Here is an 18824-nt window from a genome sequence, read left to right as displayed (position 1 = left end):
TCAGGCACAAGATCATCCGACACCCGCAGAACTCTGCCGCCCGCCAGCCCAACTGCCAAGCCCTGAACCAAAACTCATTCTGAAATGATCAGTTATGCGGGTGATTTCCCACGCTTGGATCATCCAACCGTGGCCTGTCCAGCCGAGGAGGACCGCATGTTGGCTCTGCGCTGAGCGTTCTCCGGTCGGTACCCAAGGTGGGACTTTCACATGTTGGCTCTGGCCTGCGGCTTTCTTTCGGTACGTCCTATCCGGGAGACAGGATGATCGACAGCCCTTCCGGAATGTCGGTGATGAAGTACTCCGACTCACCGAGCTGGCCCAGTTCGTTGCGCTCTCGCCGCCGCTGCAGATAGCCGAGGGCGATCAACTCCTTCAGGCCGGATCGGACAGCCGACAAGCCGTCAGTGGAACAGGCAGAGATGGACTCCTCGGAGACGCCGTACCCGTCCACATGCGTGCTGATCAAGCCGAAGATCCCCTTTGCCTTGAAACTCATGCAGGGATCACGGAACACCGCGTTGTGGATCTGCGTGAACTGCCGTCGCAAGACATCGGCTGCCATCGGGCCGCGTTTGATCCGTCCGGGGAAGCTCATCGGGCCGCACCCGCCGCGGCGGCGCTTCGGCGCCTGTGGCCCGCGGACGCCGCAGAGCTCCGCTCTCGAGGCCGCGGGGCGCAACTGCACCCGCGGCTATGCGCATTGCAATCGCCGCGCAGGCACCAGGCGAAGGGCAGGCGCCACGAGGCTGTGAGCAACCACCAGGACATGAAGGAAACACCCGTTGATCAGAGCTGGACGAGGCAGTCAGCCTGCCCACCGGCCGGCCGCGCGGGTCAGATGCCCGCTCATCGCCGCGGCCGAATCCATCACCGCGGCGATGTATCGAGTTCGAACAGCCGTCCGTCCCATCTGGGTGTCCGCTGCGACCAGCGCCACGGATCCGGCGACTGCCGAGCCGTACCAAAGGGGCGCCGCAATCATGGTGCGGCCCGGCAGGAGGGCGGGGGTCACCGCGTGGCCTTCCTCGCGGACACGGGCTGCGCCGGATTTGGCGGCGTTTGCGGGGCCGAGACAAGCCAGGATGGCGAGGCCTGCGGCGTCCGCTTCCAATGGTGCGCAGTCCAGGGCCTTCAGCATGCCGTCGGGCAGGGTGAACAACTCATCACCGTGAGCCCCGTATGCGTGGTCTATGCACACCCGAATCGGAGTACCGAACACATCAGGCCGGTACACGTATGCGATCTGACCGGTGCGCGACTGCAGCCTGACGAGCTCGGCCCTTACCGCGGGCGAGGTCTGGCCGGCTGGCGGCGAGTGCACTGCCGCCGGGGAGGGCGGGGCACCGGGCAGCATGCCGACCAGTGCGTAGCGAGCGCGCCGGCCCTGCTGTTCGACGGTGCCGTCCCGCACCAGGGCTTGCAGATAACGGTGAGCGGTCGATGCCGGAAGGCCCGCAGACTCGGCAACGGCGGCCAGTGGCTGTCCGCCGGGACCGAGCCGGGCCAGGGCTCTCAAGACGGCCATGGTGCGCGCAACGGTACCGCCTGTGCGGTCGGACGAGGCGTCAACGAGGTGCAGCAACGTGAGTTCCCCCTCACGATTGGCGAGGCCCTGAAGTGGTACGCACGGGTCCCCTGTGGCCTGCTGTGGTCCTGTCCGCTGCCGTCAGCCGCGGAGGGCTGCCCGCTCCGCGGTGGAGAGCGGCGGTCCGTCGAGGTGGGGGCGTTTCCTGCCCAGAAGCATGTGGTAGAGCATGGCGGGCGAGAGCAGGCTCGTCGGTGGTTTGCTCATGCTCATGACCTCCAGGAGGTGGCGCTGTGCGTGCGGGCTGCGGGCGCCGGCGTCCACGGCACGGTCGACCAGTGCGGCTCCGAGTCGGTCGACTGCTGTGGGGCCCTCCTCGGCGGCGCCCGGGTAGAGCACGTCCTGGCCGACTGCCAGATTCCAGGCGTTGCCCACGGGACGGGCGACGGCTTGCTGCATACGTCGAGCGGCCCCCAAGGCGCTCACGCCCTGGTTGTAGAGCACCTCTCGGATGGCCAGGGCGCACTGGGCGGCAGCGCTCAGGCCGTGCCCGTAGACCGGGTTGTAGGCGGCGACGGCGTCTCCGACGACGACGAACCCTTCCGGCCATTCGGCTGCCTTCTCGAAGAAGCGCCGTGTGTTGGCCGTGCTGCGGGAGAGCACGGGATCGGTCAGGGGGGCGGCGTGCTCCAGCAGCTCGCCGATGACGGGGTGGGGCAGCCCTTTGGCGAAGGTGACGAAGGCATCCGGGTCTGATGTGGGTTCGCCGCCACGGGTGCCCGACAGTGTGACGAGCCAGCGGCCGTCTTCGACGGGCAGGATGATGCCCCCCTGCCCGGGGGCGCGGCTGGGATCGGCCTGTACGTTGACGATCGGGAATCTGCCCGAGGCGGGTGCCTGGTATATCCGGCTGGCGTAGACGACGCCCGCGTCGACGGTCCGTCCCGGTACGGCCGGGACACCGAGGCCGTCCAGCCATGTGGTGGCGCGGCTGCCCCGGCCGCCGGCGTCGACGACCAGGACGGCGGGGAGGACGTCCTCGGCGCCGCCGGCGTGGATCCGGACGCCGGTGATGCGGGAGGCGGTGCCCTCCAGGCCGATGGCCTCGGCGTGCTGCCGGACCGTGATGCGGCTGTCCTTGAGGACTTCGGCGCGGACGGTGGCGTCCAGGAGGTCCCGTGAGCACACGAGGTTGACCGTGGGCGTCTTGAACCGGCGGAACCATGGCCCGGACGGTGCTCTGGAGACGAGGTCGCTCATGATCTCGGCGCGCCAGGCGCCGCGGTTCACGAGCGTGTCGCCGATGCCGGGGAGGAGTTCCTCGAGTGCGGCCGCACCGCCGGACCACAGCAGGTGGGCATGACGGGCCTGGGGCAGCCCCTTGCGTGGATGGGACCCGGCGGGCAGTTCGTCGCGTTCGATGACCGTGACGTCGGTGAAGTCGGCGAGGACAGAGGCGGCCAGCATGCCTGTGAAACCGCCGCCTATGACGACGGCGCAGCGGCGCGGGGAGCGAGTGTCAGGCATGTGGGGTCAGGCTTCCTCTGTCGGTCAGGTGGCGGCGGACGGATTCGGTGGCCTGTCGGCGGCGCAGCCCGCGGGCCATGCTGATCAGGCTTTCCAGGTCACTGCTGATGGGTTGGTCCTCCCGGTCCTGTCCGGGTGGTGACCGCTCGTAGACGTCGGCGGCTGCGAGCAGGGCGACGGCGCTGGCGATGGCGCGGGCTCGGTCCTCGGGGTGCCCGGCTTGCCGGGCGGCCCTGTGCGCTGCGGCCCGGAGGGAGCTGTCGTAGTAAGGGCCAAGGCGCAGCAGGCTGTCGTGGATGTCCTTCTTGCGGTTCATCAGGCGGCGGGAAAGTGAGTCGGTCGTCCTCGTCCGTACAGGCGCGGGGACGAGGTCGAGGGGGCGCAGGGCGCGCCAGAGAGGTCCAAGGCGCCAGTGGGTGACGAGGTCGCGATACCAGCTGGCCAGCGGCGGGGCGACCTGCGGGAGGATGAAGCCGATCGCCACGAGGACGGCGTCCAGCAGCGCAAACGGAGGGGCGACGTTCGTGCTCAGGAAGTCCCAGTCACGTCCGGTCCACCGGGCGCCGATGGCCGCGAACTTGGCGATGTCGAAGAGCAGCCCGAAGGTGTACCCGGCCTGGAGGAACACCAGGCCGGCACGGAGCGAGGGCGTTGACACCTTGCTGATCCACGTCCAGATCATTCCGGCGGCGACAACGCCGGACACCGCGTGCGCGATCAGGTAGAGCAGGATGTGCTCCCGCATCCACGGGGTGTTCGCGTAGTAGGTGTCGAGGTCGTAGATCCGCTCAACCGGCGCTTCGGCGAAGGCGAACGTGATCCACAGCAAGGCGATGATGCCCGCGTAGATCGCCCAGACGGCGCGCAGGATACGCCGGCGCCGCGGGGTGGGCTCCTCCTTCCAGCTGATCGTCATCGTCAGGCTGGATGCGAAGAACGCGGTGAGCAGGCTGTAGGCCAATGGAGCGGCGACGTTCGTGATCCCGGTGAGCCGGTTGATCTTCTGGATGTTCACCGGGGTGATGGTGATGAACACAGCGACGGCCAGGAACAGCAGCAGGATCGTCGCCCGGACGTCCGTGTCCCGCCACGCCCGCATGAGGGTCGGAAACTTCACGATGAACGCCAGCACGAGCAGGGTGATCGGCAAGGCGTACGGGATGTGCAGAGGCGACAGGTCCACAGGATCACAGCCCTGTGCGCGGGTTGAGGCAGGCGCCTATCCGTCCTTCCACCGTGCGCTGGGTGACGGGGCCCGTGGCGTACGGGCCGGTCAGCCAGTGCCGGAACTTCACCGATAGCAGCAGGCCGAAATCGTCGGCGTTGGTCTCATCGATGTGGCGGGAGGGCGAGCGGGTAGCCATCGACAGGAGTTCGTCCCAGGGAAGCTCGTCGTCGCTGACGAGCGACCGCGCCGCAGCGACCGGGCCGTCGGCGGAGCGTGCGCAGTGGCCGTGCTTGAGGTGCCACAGCTCGTGCCCGAGGATGACGAGCTGGTGCTCGGGGTCGGTGCGCCGTTCCACCAGGACCAGTGCGCTGCCGTCGTTGAAGTACAGCGTCAGCCCCGAGGTGCCGGACGCCGAGGGGAACGGGGCGATTTTGAGGTCCACGGGCGTGCCCAGCTGCGCGCCGGCGCTGCCGCAGAGCGCGCGCATCAGGGCCTCGGGCTCAGCAGGCCGCTCCAGGCGCTCGGCCGCGCCGGCGGCCAGCTCACCGAGAAAGTGCTTCAGGCTGCTGCGCTTTGTGAACATCACTGCTCCCCCTCGCGCGGCGGGACCACGGCGCGCAGGAATTCGGCGAGCAGCTCCCTCTGCTTGTCCGACAGGTCTCCGGCACGGTAGTCGAGGCTGTGAACGCCCAGCTCGGCCAGCGCGACCTGCAGCGGATCGTGACCACCGAGCCGGTCCACGAGGGGCTGGAGGGCCCTGCTGAGAGCCATGTCCGCAGGGGCCGTGAAGAACTCCTCGTCAGCGCCGATGTCCAATGTCTGCGCGAAGTAGCGGCGGAGTGCCAGGAAGTCCGTCAGATTGGGCACTTTCTGGCCCGCCAGGACCTGCCGCGCCCACTCGGGCGAGCGCCCCATGGCGGCGGCGACCTCCCGGCGGACGTCGGCAGGCCGTTTACCCGTGACGCCGACGTACGAAGCGGTAAGGGCCGCGATGCGCGCGCAGACCCGTTCCTCGACCGTGTCCTGGGGCACCGGTTCACGGTTGAGCAGCGCCTGGACGGTGGCACTGGGCAGGGCCGTACTGAAGGCCAGCTCCTCCACCTTCAGCGCCTCGTCCCTGTCGACCTGCTGCTCCGCCAGCAGTCTGTCGAGCATGTCGAGGGTGCGGGACAACGACGGAAGACTGCTCACCTGTACTCCGATTGCATGGGGGGTGAACACGAGTGCCAGGAGAGTACGGCTCCGCCGTGACACGCGACAACAAAAGTTGGCGAACCGGCAAGCATTCTGGCCAAATCCATGCGCTCAAAGTGCCGACATCCGCCAGCACCTCTGCCGGCGGCCAGGGCACATACGGTCTGACTCAGCGGCAGTCGCGTCCGTTCCGGGAAACCGCCCTCTTCCAGCCCCTGGAAGAACGGGTGCCCGGCGTTTCGGTCACTGGAAGGCGAACCGGCGCCGGCACTCTGCGGCTTGCCGTACGTCCGGTAGTCCGATGAGGTGGAGTGCGGTGGCCCTGCGCATCACAGGCGCTGCCGACTCCCACCGCTGAAACCAGCTCCGGGTGCCGCCCGCTTACCCCCAAGCAGGCGGCACCCGGTCACATGCGCAGCCGCAGCCCGGCGGCGCTGGCTCCCGGCACCTCGCGGGCCCGCTGCGACGGCTCTGCTCACATCACAGAGCAGCGTTTCGGCAGCAGTGCGGGAGGGCAGTGCCCGCGCCGGACGTCCATGGCTTCGGGCGGCAGCTCGGTGGCGACCGGGAGGGAGCCCTCCGTCGCCCGTCCGGAGCCCGGGGCGAAAGCGCTGGCTCCGGGCGTAGGCGGCAGCCGCCGCCGCGCCGTTGCCGGGCTCCGGCGGGCGCCTCCCGTTCCCGTCGGCATCGGCGCCCGGGCGCGGCAGGCGCCTCCCGCAGCCGTGAACGACTGCTGTCATGAGCCGCCGATAAAGCCGGACAGCTCGTGGCCGTTCACGCGGGCCTGCTCCGCAGGCATGGCGGTCCCGTGATCTGGGTCTCCTACCGGTGGTCGATGGTGGTGAGTGAGCTGCGGGCGGCGCCTGCCAGCTGCAGGGCGCGGCGCACCAGGTCCGCGCCGTATACGCGTTCCGCGGCTTCGGGGTCCATGACGTTGACGGCCCCGGTGACCAGGTCCGTCTCGCCCCGCATGAGCTGGCCCCAGGCGGCGGCGCGCAGGTCTTCGCGCTCCTGCCTGCTCAGCTCCAGCGGTGCGCCCTGGTCATCGGCGGCGTTGTCTTGGCCGTGGTGGCCGTCGCCGCTTGCCGCCTGGCTGACCTGTGCGAACGCGGCCTTCACCTCGCGTCGGACGGCGCGGCTGGACGGGGCCTGCCAATCGCCGCCGAACCGCTCGGTGCGGGCGCGGACCTGCTGGATGCGGTTCCGGCGGGCCGCTGCCTGGGCTGCGCGCCAGTCCTCCACCGCCTTGGCGCGCTTCTCCGGGGTGTCCAGGATGTTCTCCGCACTGGCCAGCAGCGCAGCGAGCAGGCCGGAGCCCCGGTGTACCCGGGTGACGTCCCCACGGCGGAAGTGCAGCCAGGCGCGAACGTCGGTCACGGTCCAATCGGCATCAGCGACGTTCCGGGCCACCCAGGCGATCCGCGGCACCGAGCAGCCGCGCAGCCAGTCCAGCTCCTGCGTGAGCTCCCGGGCGAGCTGGAAGCGCCGGCCGACGCGGTTCAGCTTCCGGCGCTCACCGGCCCCTGCCCTGGAATCCTTCGGGGCGGAGGGCTTGCGCTGCCCGCTGGCGGGCTTGCCCTCAGGGGGGAAGGAAGTATCACCCGGAGAAAGACCGGTAGAGGAACCACCCCTCATTGGGGTGCAACGGAACTCCGCTGAGAAAGCAGTCTCAGGCGCCTCGGAAGATCCCTTCCGGGAACCCTTCGGCGCGGTCCTCGAGAGCGTTGCCGACCGCGGCCGCCGCACCTTCCGGGACGCCTTCTTCGCCAGGCGCGCCATCAGCTTCCGGCCGGACTCCGCGATTCCCGTCATCCGCCGCCCGGTGCCCTCGCCAGACGTACGGACCCCTAGCGCGGCGTCGAACTCAGGCGGCAGCACCCGGGCGTACACCGACGCCTGCGCCCGCTCACCGCTCACCCGCGTCCCGCGCGCCTCCCACGCCAGCAGCCCGGTCTCCCGGAGCATCCGCAGGTGGTTCTGCACCGCCCGCTTCGTCAAGTCGGTGCGGCGCATCAGGTACTCAATTCCCGGACGGCACGGCGACAGCTCCGCCAGCAGCTGCGCGATGAACACCGTCATCGGCCCGAACGAGCGCGGCCCGTGCGACCGGTGTCGCCGCGGCTCGTACAACCCTGAGCCAGCGACCCAGTGCACGCCCTGCATCCAGCTGTAGCCGTCCGGCGCGATCCGGCCCGTCGATGTCGGCAGCCATTGCCGAGCCTCCGGCACGGACAGGCCGGGCAGCGCGGCGACCGCGCCGACGTCATCGGCCGACGGGCGTGCAGCAGGAACCACCGCGGCGGCCGGTGCCGCCACGGTGCTCACAGGCCCGCCCGGAGAGCCAGGGCAAGATCCTCCCGGGTACCGCGGACCAGGCCGCCGGTGGACAGCCGATCAGCCGCAGAAGCGGAGCAGCCATGCCGCGTGACGTCGGCCATGGCTGACTGGCTCCGCAGCCGATCCGAAGGCAGTCGGAGCAGGCGGCCATGTTGAACCTGGCGGACCGGCCGCAGGTCATGCAAAATGACGACACCTCCGCGGTGCAGGTGGGCACAGCAGCCCTCTTCGGGGGTGCTGGTTGGTTCTGGGAGAACTGAGGTTGGACTGTTCGGCGGGGGCAGTCCCGGCGGGCAGTCCCTTCGGAGGGGGTGTGACCTCTCCGGTGGCAGACGGGTGCTGAGCCCGGGTGGGTGCGAATCACCTGGGAGCTGAGCGGCCCGGGGCGGTGAAGGCCTCGGCTAGAGGCGCCGCCGCGGCGGCTACATCATCGTGTCCTCCGCCCTGCCCCATTTCGCGGGCCGGTAGTGATCACGCGGTTAAGGCACGGCCGTGACGGGCCGTCAGCGGCTAACGGCTGCTGGCGGCCCGTCACCGCGGGAGCGGTGCTGTACGTCGCCGACCGCCAGGAACCATGCGCAGAGCAGTCGCGAAGCGGGCGGCGCAGCGATCGAGTCGGATGATGCCGTCCCTCCTCCCTGAGATGGGGTGGAGGGCTTGGAGGAAGGCGGAGTCGACGACGACGCCGTCGAGTCCAAACGCTGCCGCTGCAGCACGTTCGGGGCTGGTGACGCCGACGCACGCGCATAGGGGGGGCAGCGGTCAGTTCTCTGAGGCGGTCGACGCGGCGGTGGAAGTCCGCGAGGTCGAGGACCCCTGCGAACTCCGGAGGTTCCGTGACGACGGGGAGGTGGACCCATCCGGTCGAAGCCTGGGCTGCTTCGGTGATCTGGCCGTGACCGGCGAGGAAGGCGGTCGCCAGCCGGTGCGAGGCAGCGGCCTCCGCCCACCGGACGGCCTCTGGACTGGCCGGCGACAGGTCGGGCAGGACTATGCCCGCTGCGCCGGCGGCAGCGAGGGCGGCTGCTGTGAGGCCGGCGCTGTGCCGGGCAATGGATTCCCCTTGCGGTACCAGTACCACTGGGATGTTGGTGCTCCTGACCACCTTGTCCAGGATCTCGATGGCGGTGGCGAGGGTTGCCGGGGGTTTCTGCCAGGCGCCTGACGCAGGAGGCGCTGGATCCTCTGCGGGTAATCCGATGGCGAGGATGTCGGCGTGCCAGCTCAGGGTGCACAGTGCAGTAATACTGTCCTCGATGTTGGGGTAACCGGCCGGAAGGCTGCCGATCAGGGCGGCCCGTCCGGCTCTTCCGGTGCGTTCGAATGCCGCACTCAGCCGGTCCGCCGGAGTCGCAGTCGGTGGGGCAGCCATCCGTTTCACCAGCCAACTGCGCCTGCCTGGTAAGGAATTCCAGTAAGCACCCGTGGTAAACGACGGTAGCTCGTGCACTGATACATGAGTGCAGTGAGCCGGGTGCCGTATGCAGCGGTGGTGTCCGGGCTCGCGGTGTGCTTCATCCGTGCGTTCCTTCCCCTTGGGCGCCTCTTGGCTTCCACGCAGCGGGGCCAAGGTGCCGCCCCCTTGGGAGTGCATGCTCGCCGGCCGGGCGGGGCTCATATCAGCGCAGGGCTGGATGGCGGTTCGACTCGCGTCGATTTCGTTTAATCATATACTTTTTTCTCAGTTGCAACCGTGGCGTCCCGTACGGTAGCCGAGGAGTTGACGGTCTTCAACCAGCTTGGAGAGTATGGCTGTCGTGCGTCTTCACACAGGTGGAAGTCACATCCAGGCAGCGAGGTAGGCGGCATGTCAGAGGGCCCAGCTCACAGCCTTGCCGACAAGCTCAACCATCTCTTCGCGACCGTCAGGCCGGAGCCGGCGCGCGAGTACAGCAACGAACATGTCGCAGCCGCCATCAGGGCCGCCGGCGTCTCCATCTCCCAGAGCTACATCTGGCAGCTCCGCAAGGGCAGGAAGACCAACCCCACCCTCAGGCACCTCCAGGCGTTGGCCGAGTACTTCGGCGTACCCGCGGCCTACTTCGTCGATGACGCCACGACGGACCGAATCGCCGAGCAGCTGAGCGCGCTCGCCTCCGAGCAGGCCCGCCTCCACGACGAGACTCGCAGCAGCGAGGTAAAGCTGATGGCCATGCGTGCGGGACAGTTGTCTCCCGAGCATCGCAAGCAGGTGATGGACTTACTGGACGTCATCTATCGGCTCGAGCAGGCTGAAAGCGCCAGCGAGAATGCGGAAGATTGACCGGAAATGTTCTGGTTATCGACTCGATGACCACTGTTGGATGATGATCGCTAACGGTCGGTAAGGACGGTGGTCGGAGTCTTCCCTTGAATGAGCGCTCGTTACGGAAACACTGCAAGCGTCTGTTGCGCTCCCTCGGGATCAGGCCTCCGCTGCGGGTCGACGAACTCTGCAGGCTCCTCGGGGAGCATCGCGGCCGCCCGATTCGCCTGATGCCCTACCCGCTCCCTGTGCCGGGCCCTTTCGGCTTGTGGATCGCCTCGCAGACGAGCGACTACATCTTTTTCCAGCGGGAGACAAGCAAGGCCCACCAAGATCACATCATCCTCCACGAAGTCGGTCACATCGTGGCCGACCACCGTATCGGCGAAGTCAACGGCAGCGCCTGGGACACCGCCCTGCCAGGCGTCTCCCCCGACTCCATCCGGCGGGCCCTGCGACGCACGTCCTACGACACCGAGCAGGAACGCGAAGCCGAATTGGTCGCAACCATCATCTTGGAATGGGCTTCGGTGCTCGACCGCATCACGCCCCCCGCACTGGAGGACCGTTCAGCACGCCGAGTCCAGACCGCGCTCAGTGATCGACAGGGGTGGCTGTAATGCTCTCCGTTCTGCTCGGAGCCGTGCTCTGCGTGGCGCTTGCGTGGAAGATCCGCCAGTTCGCCAACGCCCCGACTGACAAACTGCTTCAATCGGTCCTCTTATGCATCCTGTGCGCGACGCTGTCCTACCCCTTCGGTACCGCTGGCGGCGCCAGACTGGTAGACGACCTCACCGATGAGGGAGTCGCGAAGTTCCTACAGAACTTCTGCCTGCTGTTCGCTGTCTACTTCCTCAAGTGCTTCTTCATACACGCGGTTGCGGACAGACCCGAAGGGCGCAGCCGGGCACGGAGAGGGCTTGTGCCCCTGAGCGCCGCTCTGTTCGTCATGGCCCTGGCAATGCTGGCCACGCCGAGGCCGGAGCGGGACCACACCTACGCCACGGCGGGCATGCACATCACCGCAGTCGCCGTCTTCTACCTGGCGGGGGGCCTGTACCTCGCCTATGCCCTCAGCGCGGCATTGCGGTGGGCCGTAAGTTATGCACGTGTGTCACGCCGGTCGCTGGCGATCGGCCTGTGGATGGTGGCGGCCGCCCTGGGCGCAATGGTCGCAGCAGCGGCCGTCCGCGAGGTCCTCACCTTGGCTCGATGGCTCGGCACGGACATCCCCCACCCGCTCATCGCCAGTGTCAAGTTAATGCTCGACCTCGCCATCCCGCTCTTCGTCCTCGGGGTGATCTACCCCGCGGTCGTGACCCGTTGGGCGGGCATTCGCCTGTGGTGGCACCACCGGCGGATGTATCGGCGCCTGGAGCCCCTCTGGAGCGCGCTGCACCAAGCCTTCCCCGAAGACTCCCTCCACCGTACCCGCTCGGAGACCTGGCTCGACTCCATGAGTCCCAAAGCAGTGCACCGCCGCTACTACCGGCGTGTCATCGAGTGTCGGGACGGCCTTGTCCGGATCAGCCCCTACCTCGCCCACTTCATCGCCGACGGCAGCCAGGAACCGGTTGCTCCCGAAAAGGCCGCACGCCATCTCCACGCAGCCCTGCAGGCCTACAGGGCCCAGCAGCCCGTACCCAAGCAAGCGTCCCCCATTGCCGTCCCCGACAGTGGCGGCCTGGAGGACGACGTCCGTCAACTCGCGCTTCTCTCGGACAACTTGTAAGTCCCAGCCCCGACCAGGAGGAACACGAGTGGACACCCTGATCTCGGCGGCACGCGTGCTGCTCGGCCCGCGCGGCCGCCACATCGATGATGGAGCCGTGCTGGTCCGCAATGGCGCCATCGCGGACGCCGGTCCCCGGGCGGATATCGAGGCTCGCGCTCCGGACCGCGCCACCAGGTTCGACTATCCGGACGGAACGCTCCTGCCGGGGCTGATCGACGCTCACGTGCACCTTGCTTTTGACGCCGGCCCGGACCCGGTCGGATCCCTCCAGCACATGGACGATGCGGAGCTGAGCCGCGGTATGGCCGACCGGGCGCTTCAACTGCTTCACACCGGTGTCACCACCGTGCGTGATCTCGGAGACCGCAACGGGCTCGCCTCCCGGTTGCGGGACAGCATCGCCAGGGGTGAGGTCCCCGGCCCGCGCATCCTCGCCGCCGGTACGCCGGTGACCGCTCCGGGCGGCCACTGCTGGTTCCTCGGCGGCGAGGCCGACGGCGCCGAGGCCATCCGGGAGACGGTCCGCCGCAACATCGAGCGCGGAGTCGATGTCATCAAGGTCATGGCCACTGGAGGCGGCATCACCAAGGGCGGCCCTCCGATCTGGGCGGCACAGTTCACCGCCACGGAACTGGCCATCGTGGTCGAGGAGGCACGGCGTGCCGGACTGCCCGTTGCCGCACACGCCCACGGCACCGAGGGAATCGCCGCTGCGGTCGCCGCCGGGGTGGACACCATCGAGCACTGCACCTGGATGGCACGGGACGGATTCGACGTCCGGGAAGAACTGATCGCCGCCATCGCTGCGAAGGGCATCGCAGTGTGCCCGGCCGCCAGCCCTGACTGGCGCGGATTCGCCCAGCGCTTCGGCCCTGAACGAGCCGAGGCCATGTTCGGCACGCTGCGCCGGATGCGAGAGAGCGGAGTGCAGCTCATCGCCGGCACGGATGCAGGGGTGAGCCGGGCCGTTTTCAACGATTTCATCTCCAGCCTCGAGTTCTTCCAGCACATCGGCTGCCCGCCCGCTGAGATCATCGGCCTGGCCACGCACAGTGCGGCACAGGCACTGGGCATCGCTCACATCACCGGCCTGCTCCGCCCGGGTCTCCGTGCCGACCTCTTGGCAGTGAGGGGCAACCCCCTCGAAGACTTGCAGGCACTGCGCCAGGTATACCTGGTGATGCAGGACGGCCGCCCGTACATTCCGAATGCCTCCGACTCTTTTCCGTAAGCCATAGTCTCCATTGTGGAGAATTAATAAAAAGGGGCATATAGCGGCAATATGGAGTCAGTGAGCTGTTTCCAACTTGCAGCAGAAGCAAGCCGGTTGCGCTGACAACGTGGTGAAGCCCCTGGTAGATGGGTTTTCGACCAAGAGAACCGTCTCCACCAGAGGCTTCGCATGCTCGTCTACCCGTCGGGCGTCGACGTGTCCAGCTCTGCCCTGCGCTTCCTGTCCGCCCGTCTGCGGCAGCACCGTCGTGCGATCGGCTCCCGCTGGAGGCGTCTGAACCCCGGCCGCCAGGCCCTGCTCGCACTCGCCCACCTGCGGATGGGACACGCGTATGCCCAGCTCGCGGCCGGATTCGGTATCGGAACCACGACCGCCTACCGGTATGCCACCGAGGCTGTCGAACTCCTGGCAGGCCTCGCGCCCACCCTGGCCGACGCGATCCGGGTCGCGTCGACGAAGGCGTTCGTGATCCTTGACGGCACACTCCTGCCGATCGACCGCATCGCCGCGGACCGGCCCTTCTACTCCGGGAAACACAAGAAGCACGGGATGAACCTGCAGGTCCTCACGGATCCCTTCGGCCGGCTGCTGTGGGCCTCGCCGGTCATGCCCGGCGCCGTCCACGATGTCCGCGCGGCCCGCGAGCACGGCATCGTCGACGCCCTTGCCGCGGCCGACATCAAGTGCTGGGCGGACAAGGCATATCGGGGTTCCGGCGGAACCGTCCGCACCCCTACTGGGGCCGCTGGGAAACCCTTTCCGCCGGTCAGAAGGCCGTCAACCGGTCCCACGCGAAGATCCGCGCACTCGTCGAGCAGGCCATGGCCACCATCAAGGCCTGGCGGCTCCTCCGCAGGCTCCGGTGCTCGACCACCCGCATCACCAGCCTCGTCCAGGCCGTCCTCGCCCTGCATCTGGCCAGCTCAGAGTGAGGATGGAAAAGGCTCAGTGGCGCGGTGTGGTCCCGTACCGTGGTGCGCTTGTCTCTGCGCAGGCGGAAGCCGACGGTGCCGTACTCGCGCATCAGCCGGATGATCCCCTTGTGGCGGGCGCGCCGGCCGCCTGCTGCCGGTGTGACGCCTGGAGGCGGACACGACGCATGGGCAGCCCGCCATCGCGGTTGCCGCGGGAACGCTCGGCAGGACGGGCCGCCGCTGAGGCGCCGGCTACCGGGCGGTGATGCCCTGGAAGCCGGGTCCGGGCCCGCGTCGCTTGCCGCGTGATGCGGTGGCCGGCCGGGCGGTGAGGGCCGCGACCACCCGGAGGTCAGGACCCGTGCCTACGCGCCGGCGCCGTGAGCGCGGAGGGCGGAGGCGGTCGCCGGGCAGGGGGGAACGCCTGAGAGCTTCCCGCGAGTGACCTCCCAGAGCTCGGACACGGCCCGGGCCTCAGCCGCGGCGGCCCGGACCGATCCCGGCCAGCCCCGTCCCGAGAAGGACGTATGCGGCAAGGGCCAGCACCGGTATGTGCCCGCCCGGGCGGTCGATGTCGTCGGTGAAGTACCCGGACAACCCCACCCAGACCAACCCGCCGACGACCACCAGCACGACGTTGCCGGCCTCGCCCATCACTCGCATGCCGGCCCGCAGCAGCAGCGGCATGAGGGCCCAGGAAGCGGCCGTGGTGAGCAGGAACTGGAAGGCGCCGGCGAACACCTCGTCGCTTCCGGCCGCACTCTCGCGTGCCGAAGCGAAGCCGGCGGACATGAGGGTGTGGCAGGCCGCAGTGGCGACGACGACGGTGACGGCGCCTTTGACGAATCGTACGTACCGCATGTCGGGAATCCTCGCTCTTCGCAGGCCGATGGGCCCCAACACATTGCGTCGGGGCCCACGGACGGGTGCGGACGATGACCGGCAGGTGGTCTGTCCTTCAGCTCCTACAGGGCGCGCTCCAGGGCGTTGGCGTAGAGCCGGGCGCCGGAGATCTCCGGGGGGAACGACTTCATCGACGGGTTGGGCGCGCCGTTGTCCGCCTCGGACCTGCCGGCGGTGACGATACCGTGGATGGATTCCGGGTCACCGCAGGGGCATAGCGGCAGGGCCTCTTGGTAGCTCGGGGTTGCGATCCCGACCGAGCAGTACCAGGAGGCCCTGTTGTTGCAGTCTGTCTCGCTTGCGTCCGTGGAGTCCAACGGGCCGTCTCCTGCGTGTGACTGTCTCGCGCACAGGTTCGGCAACGCGGCGGACGGACCGGACCGGGTGCGGTGTTACGGCTCCGACCTGACGGAGGCGGAGTGGCAGGTCCTGCGGCCGCTGCTGCCGGTCCCCGCGTGGCTCCACGGACGGGGCGGGCGGCCGGAGGGCTATTGCCACCGCGTGATGCTGGACGCAGTCCGCTATGTCGTCGACAACGGCGTCAAGTGGGTGAACCTGCCCAGTGACTTCCCGCCGTACCGGCGGGTGCACGCGTTCGCCCGCCGCTGGCAGGTGACGGGCTTGCTCGCCGAGCTCCACGACCGGCTGCGCGACAAAGTGCGCCAGAAGGAGGGCCGCGACGTGGACCCGACGGCCGCCGTCGTGGACTCGCAGTCAGTGCGGGCAGCAGCGAACATCCCACGCTCCACAACCGGCTGGGACGGCGGCAAAAGGGTGGGCGGCCGCAAGCGGCACCTGGTGGTGGACTGCCTCGGCCTGGTCCTGGCCGTCGCGGTGACCGCAGCGAACGTGCAGGACCGGGACGCCGCAGTGCCTCTGCTGGAGCGGCTGCGCAGGCTCTACTTCTCCGTCCGGCTTGTCTGGGCGGACGGTATGCGGGGCGCCTGCTCGACTGGGCGGCCGAGAACCTCCACCTCAACCTCGAGATCGTCAAACGCTCTGACGACACCACGGGGTTCGTGGTGCTGCCGCGCAGGTGGGTGGTGGAAAGAACGCTGAGCTGGCTGATGCGCTCGCGTCGCCTGGTGCGCGACTACGAGACGCTGCCCGCCATGCACGAGGCGATGGTGCTGTGGTCGATGACCATGCTCATGAGCGGCCGCCTGGCCGGGCGCCGGTCCGGCGCCTTCAGCCGGCCGGCGTCCCGAGCGGGGTGAACACTCCCGGCCGCGTCTGAAGCGCCCAGCCTGGTTCCACCAGGCGTTTCGCCTTCGACCGGAGTCCCTCGACTTTCGCCGGGACCACCTCAAGCCCCAGGGCGGCAGCCAGCTGCTGGCAGCGCATCCCCTCACGGCCCGCCTCCGACTCCAGCACGGAAATGATCCGCCGGTAGTCCGCAGGCAGGGCCGACGCCGTCATCTCCTCGGTCCGTCGCGGCACCACTGCCCCCGCCCCCGCGCTCGCCACCGGCTCCACGACCGCACGCGCAGGCTCGGCCAGCACCTCGGCCACCGTGATACGAGCATCCGCAAGACGCTGAAGCGTGCGTTCCGCCTCTCCGAGTGCGGCCTGCACCCGCTCGGCCTCCTCCCGCAGCCGCGCGACCTCTTCCCGGACCTTCTTCTCCCGGGCCTCCAGCAGACCGAGCACCGACGGCATCAGCCACCTCCACGAGCCAGACGAACGGAAAACCACGCCCATCCCTCCCGCCGCAAGCCGGAGTTCATGCCCACCCACCCCGAACCAAACGATCACGTTCGGAAAGCGGAAGGCGTCTGGAGACGCCATCCGATTACCGTTCGGCAGGCTTGATCAGTCGAACAGGGTTCCTGTTCGGGTGATCTCTCGGTGGTCGGGTGAGCTGCACTGCGTTTCGTGGAGTCCCTGATGCCAGGGTTACGATCCTGGCGAAGGAGATCCAGGAGCACCATGCCTGCACCACGTAAATACCCGGACGAACTCCGGGAGCGCGCGATCCGCGAGGTCCGCGATACCGGCCGCCCGATCGCGCACGTCGCGAAGGACCTCGGCATCCACAAGGAGGCCCTGCGAGGCTGGGTCCGCCAGGCCGAGGCCGACCGCGGCGAGCGGGACGACCGGCTCGCCACCGCCGAGCTGGACGAGTTGAAGCAACTCCGGAAAGAAGTAGCGGAGTTGCGGCGGGCGAACGAGATCCTGAAAGCCGCCTCGGTGTTTTTTGCCCAGGAGATCGACCGTCCCCGGACGAGGCCGAGCAGGTGATCGACCACCTGCGCGAGAGGGGCCTTGGGGTCGATCCCGTCTGCCGGGTGCTGGAACTGTCGCCGTCGACCTACTTCGCCCGCAAGAAGCGGCCGAAGTCGGCCCGCCGGCTCCGGGACGAGCAGCTCATGCCGCTGGTCGAGGAGGTCCACGCGGAGTCGGGCGGCACCTATGGCGCCCGCCGGATCACCCGCGCACTTCGGCGCAAGGGTCACGGAGTGGCCCGCTGCACCGTTGAGAGGCTGATGGCCGAGCTGGGCCTGGAGGGCGTCATCCGTGGCCGGCGGCGTCGGACCACGCTTCCGGAACCGTCTGCGCCGTGTCCGCCGGACCTGGTCGACTGCGACTTCACCGCCTCCCGGCCCGATCAGCTGTGGGTCGCGGACATGACGTATGTCCGCACCTGGTCGGGATGGGCGTATGTGGCGTTCGTCCTGGATGTGTACTCGCGGATGATCGTCGGCTGGCAGGTCGCGAACGACATGCGGACCGAGCTCCCTCTGGACGCCCTGGAGATGGCGCTCTGGCGGCGCCGGATCAAGAAGGACTCCGGACTGATACATCACAGCGGTCGCGGGTCGCAATACGTATCAATTCGGTATACCGACCGGCTTGCAGACATCGGCGCCTCTGCCTCCGTCGGGTCGGTCGCGGACTCGTATGACAACGCGATGGCCGAGGCGCTGAACGGCACCTTCAAGGCCGAACTGATCGAGGTGCAGGGACCCTGGAAGGACGTCGACCAGGTCGAGCGGGCGATCTTCCAGTGGATCACCTGGTACAACGAGGAGCGTCTTCACTCCGCGCTCGACTACGTACCGCCGGCCGAGTACGAGGAAGCCTTCTGGCGCAGTCAGGAGCAAACCCCGCAGTCCGCCTGAACCAATCAAGGTCGGACTCTACGAAACTCGGGGCAGCTCAGTTCGTGCAGCAGTTCCTCCCGCCCCCAGCCCGCGTCGGTCAATCGACAGGAAGGGGCTGCGGGAAGCCACCTTGCCAGACCCTTTGAACGCGTTCAACTACGCGCCTGGAGAGGTGGCGCGCGACACTCCCGACTCACGTATCCAGCCACCGATGAGCACGACGAACAGCGCTTTCGATACACGGCCTAGTCTTCTGAGTCAGGAATTCTATTCAGATAGCTGGCGAGACGTTCGAGGATCTGGTCTGCGGGCTTGGTCCAGACGTAGGGTTTGGGGTCGGTGTTCCATGCGGCGATCCAGGTGCGGATGTCCTTCTCCAGCGCTTGGACGCTTTTGTGCACACCGCGCCGTATCTGCTTGTTGGTCAGCTCGGCGAACCACCGCTCGACCAGGTTGAGCCAGGACGAGCCGGTGGGCGTGAAGTGCAGATGGAAGCGGGGGTGAGCCAGCAGCCAGGTTTTGATCGCCGGCGTCTTGTGGGTGGCGCAGTTGTCCAGCACCAGGTGCACGTCCAGGTCTGCCGGGATCTCCTGGTCGAGTTTGATCAGGAACTTCTTGAACTCCTCGGCCCGGTGCCGGCGGTGCAGAGAGCCGATCACCTTCCCCGTGGCCACCTCCAGTGCGGCGAACAATGTGGTGGTGCCCGCGCGCACGTAGTCGTGGGTGACCCGCTGCGGGACGCCGGGCATCATCGGCAGCACCGGCTGGGACCGGTCCAGGGCCTGGATCTGCGACTTCTCGTCGACACAGAACACCAAGGCCCGCTCGGGCGGGTCCAGGTAGAGGCCGACCACGTCGTGGACCTTGTCGACGAAGTATGGGTCCGTCGACAGCTTGAACGTCTCGGTGCGGTGTGGCTGCAGGCCGAAGGCCCG

The 18824-nt window shown here is 68.3% G+C and carries 19 protein-coding genes and 1 pseudogene; 8 read left to right on the top strand and 12 right to left on the bottom strand.

Going from position 1 to position 18824, the window contains the following annotated elements; all coding sequences use genetic code 11:
• Positions 1-247 precede the first annotated feature (247 nt).
• The 8 genes from ACZ6KF_RS33010 to ACZ6KF_RS32975 all read right to left on the bottom strand — a co-directional run bounded on the left by ACZ6KF_RS33010 (position 248) and on the right by ACZ6KF_RS32975 (position 9126).
• Complete coding sequence (locus ACZ6KF_RS33010) at positions 248-598, bottom strand: hypothetical protein (RefSeq protein WP_469160917.1); 351 nt, start codon at positions 596-598, stop codon at positions 248-250.
• Between the two features lie 210 nt (positions 599-808).
• The gene (locus tag ACZ6KF_RS33005) at positions 809-1585 is read right to left on the bottom strand and encodes a helix-turn-helix domain-containing protein (RefSeq protein WP_469160916.1); all 777 of its coding nucleotides are present in this window, start codon (positions 1583-1585) and stop codon (positions 809-811) included.
• Between the two features lie 84 nt (positions 1586-1669).
• Positions 1670-3055, bottom strand: a complete 1386-nt coding sequence (locus ACZ6KF_RS33000) for an FAD-dependent oxidoreductase (protein WP_469160915.1) — start codon at positions 3053-3055, stop codon at positions 1670-1672.
• Positions 3048-4238, bottom strand: coding sequence for an MAB_1171c family putative transporter (locus tag ACZ6KF_RS32995; protein WP_469160914.1), 1191 nt, complete (start codon positions 4236-4238; stop codon positions 3048-3050). Before ACZ6KF_RS32995 ends, ACZ6KF_RS33000 begins: the two co-directional genes overlap by 8 nt.
• Before the next feature lie 4 nt (positions 4239-4242).
• On the bottom strand, positions 4243-4806 hold the full coding sequence (locus ACZ6KF_RS32990; protein ID WP_469160913.1) for a hypothetical protein: 564 nt from the start codon (positions 4804-4806) through the stop codon (positions 4243-4245).
• Entirely contained in the window at positions 4806-5414 is a 609-nt protein-coding gene (locus tag ACZ6KF_RS32985) for a hypothetical protein (RefSeq protein ID WP_469160912.1), read from the bottom strand. The genes ACZ6KF_RS32990 and ACZ6KF_RS32985 overlap by 1 nt, the downstream gene beginning before the upstream one ends.
• Positions 5415-6239: 825 nt before the next feature.
• Positions 6240-7742: a helix-turn-helix domain-containing protein gene (locus ACZ6KF_RS32980; protein WP_469241859.1), complete on the bottom strand. Its 1503-nt coding sequence runs from the start codon at positions 7740-7742 to the stop codon at positions 6240-6242.
• A gap of 439 nt (positions 7743-8181) precedes the next feature.
• Positions 8182-9126, bottom strand: a complete 945-nt coding sequence (locus ACZ6KF_RS32975; protein ID WP_469241857.1) for a tryptophan synthase subunit alpha — start codon at positions 9124-9126, stop codon at positions 8182-8184.
• 435 nt (positions 9127-9561) lie between these two features.
• On the opposite strand from ACZ6KF_RS32975, the gene ACZ6KF_RS32970 reads away from it, so the two are divergent.
• From ACZ6KF_RS32970 to ACZ6KF_RS32950, 5 genes and pseudogenes are all read left to right on the top strand, one after another.
• Positions 9562-10017: a helix-turn-helix domain-containing protein gene (locus tag ACZ6KF_RS32970; RefSeq protein WP_469160909.1), complete on the top strand. Its 456-nt coding sequence runs from the start codon at positions 9562-9564 to the stop codon at positions 10015-10017.
• A 212-nt stretch (positions 10018-10229) separates the two neighbouring features.
• Entirely contained in the window at positions 10230-10619 is a 390-nt protein-coding gene (locus tag ACZ6KF_RS32965) for a hypothetical protein (protein ID WP_469160908.1), read from the top strand.
• A complete protein-coding gene (locus ACZ6KF_RS32960; protein WP_469160907.1) occupies positions 10619-11731 on the top strand; it encodes an MAB_1171c family putative transporter in 1113 nt (370 codons plus the stop codon). The genes ACZ6KF_RS32965 and ACZ6KF_RS32960 overlap by 1 nt, the downstream gene beginning before the upstream one ends.
• 28 nt (positions 11732-11759) lie before the next feature.
• Positions 11760-12965 carry an amidohydrolase family protein gene (locus ACZ6KF_RS32955; RefSeq protein ID WP_469179424.1) on the top strand — a complete coding sequence of 402 codons (1206 nt, stop codon included), beginning with the start codon at positions 11760-11762 and terminating at the stop codon, positions 12963-12965.
• Positions 12966-13136: 171 nt separating this feature from the next.
• Positions 13137-13900, top strand: a pseudogene (locus tag ACZ6KF_RS32950) (transposase family protein).
• A gap of 456 nt (positions 13901-14356) precedes the next feature.
• On the opposite strand, the gene ACZ6KF_RS32945 reads toward ACZ6KF_RS32950, so the two are convergent.
• Together ACZ6KF_RS32945 and ACZ6KF_RS32940 are read right to left on the bottom strand one after the other, a co-directional pair.
• Positions 14357-14743, bottom strand: a complete 387-nt coding sequence (locus tag ACZ6KF_RS32945; RefSeq protein ID WP_469160905.1) for a hypothetical protein — start codon at positions 14741-14743, stop codon at positions 14357-14359.
• Positions 14744-14847: 104 nt separating this feature from the next.
• On the bottom strand, positions 14848-15102 hold the full coding sequence (locus tag ACZ6KF_RS32940) for a hypothetical protein (RefSeq protein WP_469160904.1): 255 nt from the start codon (positions 15100-15102) through the stop codon (positions 14848-14850).
• Here ACZ6KF_RS32940 and ACZ6KF_RS32935 point away from each other — a divergent pair.
• Together ACZ6KF_RS32935 and ACZ6KF_RS32930 are read left to right on the top strand one after the other, a co-directional pair.
• On the top strand, positions 15092-15844 hold the full coding sequence (locus ACZ6KF_RS32935) for an IS5 family transposase (protein WP_469241855.1): 753 nt from the start codon (positions 15092-15094) through the stop codon (positions 15842-15844). The two genes, ACZ6KF_RS32940 and ACZ6KF_RS32935, sit on opposite strands and share 11 nt — an antisense overlap.
• The gene (locus tag ACZ6KF_RS32930) at positions 15805-16002 is read left to right on the top strand and encodes a hypothetical protein (protein WP_469241853.1); all 198 of its coding nucleotides are present in this window, start codon (positions 15805-15807) and stop codon (positions 16000-16002) included. The genes ACZ6KF_RS32935 and ACZ6KF_RS32930 overlap by 40 nt, the downstream gene beginning before the upstream one ends.
• Here the strand turns inward: ACZ6KF_RS32930 and ACZ6KF_RS32925 are convergent.
• The gene (locus ACZ6KF_RS32925; RefSeq protein WP_469241851.1) at positions 15974-16444 is read right to left on the bottom strand and encodes a hypothetical protein; all 471 of its coding nucleotides are present in this window, start codon (positions 16442-16444) and stop codon (positions 15974-15976) included. The two genes, ACZ6KF_RS32930 and ACZ6KF_RS32925, sit on opposite strands and share 29 nt — an antisense overlap.
• A 270-nt stretch (positions 16445-16714) precedes the next feature.
• Here ACZ6KF_RS32925 and ACZ6KF_RS32920 point away from each other — a divergent pair.
• Positions 16715-17907 (top strand): IS3 family transposase gene (locus ACZ6KF_RS32920; RefSeq protein WP_469160901.1). Its coding sequence is split into 2 segments (ribosomal slippage): positions 16715-16979 and positions 16979-17907, totalling 1194 coding nucleotides; the frame shifts between segments, so codons are not numbered across the junction.
• A gap of 227 nt (positions 17908-18134) precedes the next feature.
• On the opposite strand, the gene ACZ6KF_RS32915 is transcribed toward ACZ6KF_RS32920, so the two are convergent.
• Positions 18135-18824: IS630 family transposase (locus ACZ6KF_RS32915; RefSeq protein WP_469241849.1), on the bottom strand; the 690-nt coding region annotated here is incomplete at its 5' end.

The sequence above is a fragment of the Streptomyces sp. NPDC046379 genome (assembly GCF_055587785.1).
The sequence above is the reverse complement of the archived record's forward strand: the minus strand, read 5'-3'. Positions and strand labels throughout refer to the sequence as shown.

What these genes read in the sequence shown, in the direction of transcription:
- ACZ6KF_RS33010 (WP_469160917.1), bottom strand. Translation starts at nt 598, where the DNA reads ATGAGCTTCCCCGGACGGATCAAACGCGGCCCGATGGCAGCCGATGTC.
- ACZ6KF_RS32925 (WP_469241851.1), bottom strand. Translation starts at nt 16,444, where the DNA reads ATGCCGTCGGTGCTCGGTCTGCTGGAGGCCCGGGAGAAGAAGGTCCGG.
- ACZ6KF_RS33000 (WP_469160915.1), bottom strand. Translation starts at nt 3,055, where the DNA reads ATGCCTGACACTCGCTCCCCGCGCCGCTGCGCCGTCGTCATAGGCGGC.
- ACZ6KF_RS32945 (WP_469160905.1), bottom strand. Translation starts at nt 14,743, where the DNA reads ATGCGGTACGTACGATTCGTCAAAGGCGCCGTCACCGTCGTCGTCGCC.
- ACZ6KF_RS32975 (WP_469241857.1), bottom strand. Translation starts at nt 9,126, where the DNA reads ATGGCTGCCCCACCGACTGCGACTCCGGCGGACCGGCTGAGTGCGGCA.
- ACZ6KF_RS32965 (WP_469160908.1), top strand. Translation starts at nt 10,230, where the DNA reads ATGCCCTACCCGCTCCCTGTGCCGGGCCCTTTCGGCTTGTGGATCGCC.
- ACZ6KF_RS32990 (WP_469160913.1), bottom strand. Translation starts at nt 4,806, where the DNA reads ATGTTCACAAAGCGCAGCAGCCTGAAGCACTTTCTCGGTGAGCTGGCC.
- ACZ6KF_RS32970 (WP_469160909.1), top strand. Translation starts at nt 9,562, where the DNA reads ATGTCAGAGGGCCCAGCTCACAGCCTTGCCGACAAGCTCAACCATCTC.
- ACZ6KF_RS32960 (WP_469160907.1), top strand. Translation starts at nt 10,619, where the DNA reads ATGCTCTCCGTTCTGCTCGGAGCCGTGCTCTGCGTGGCGCTTGCGTGG.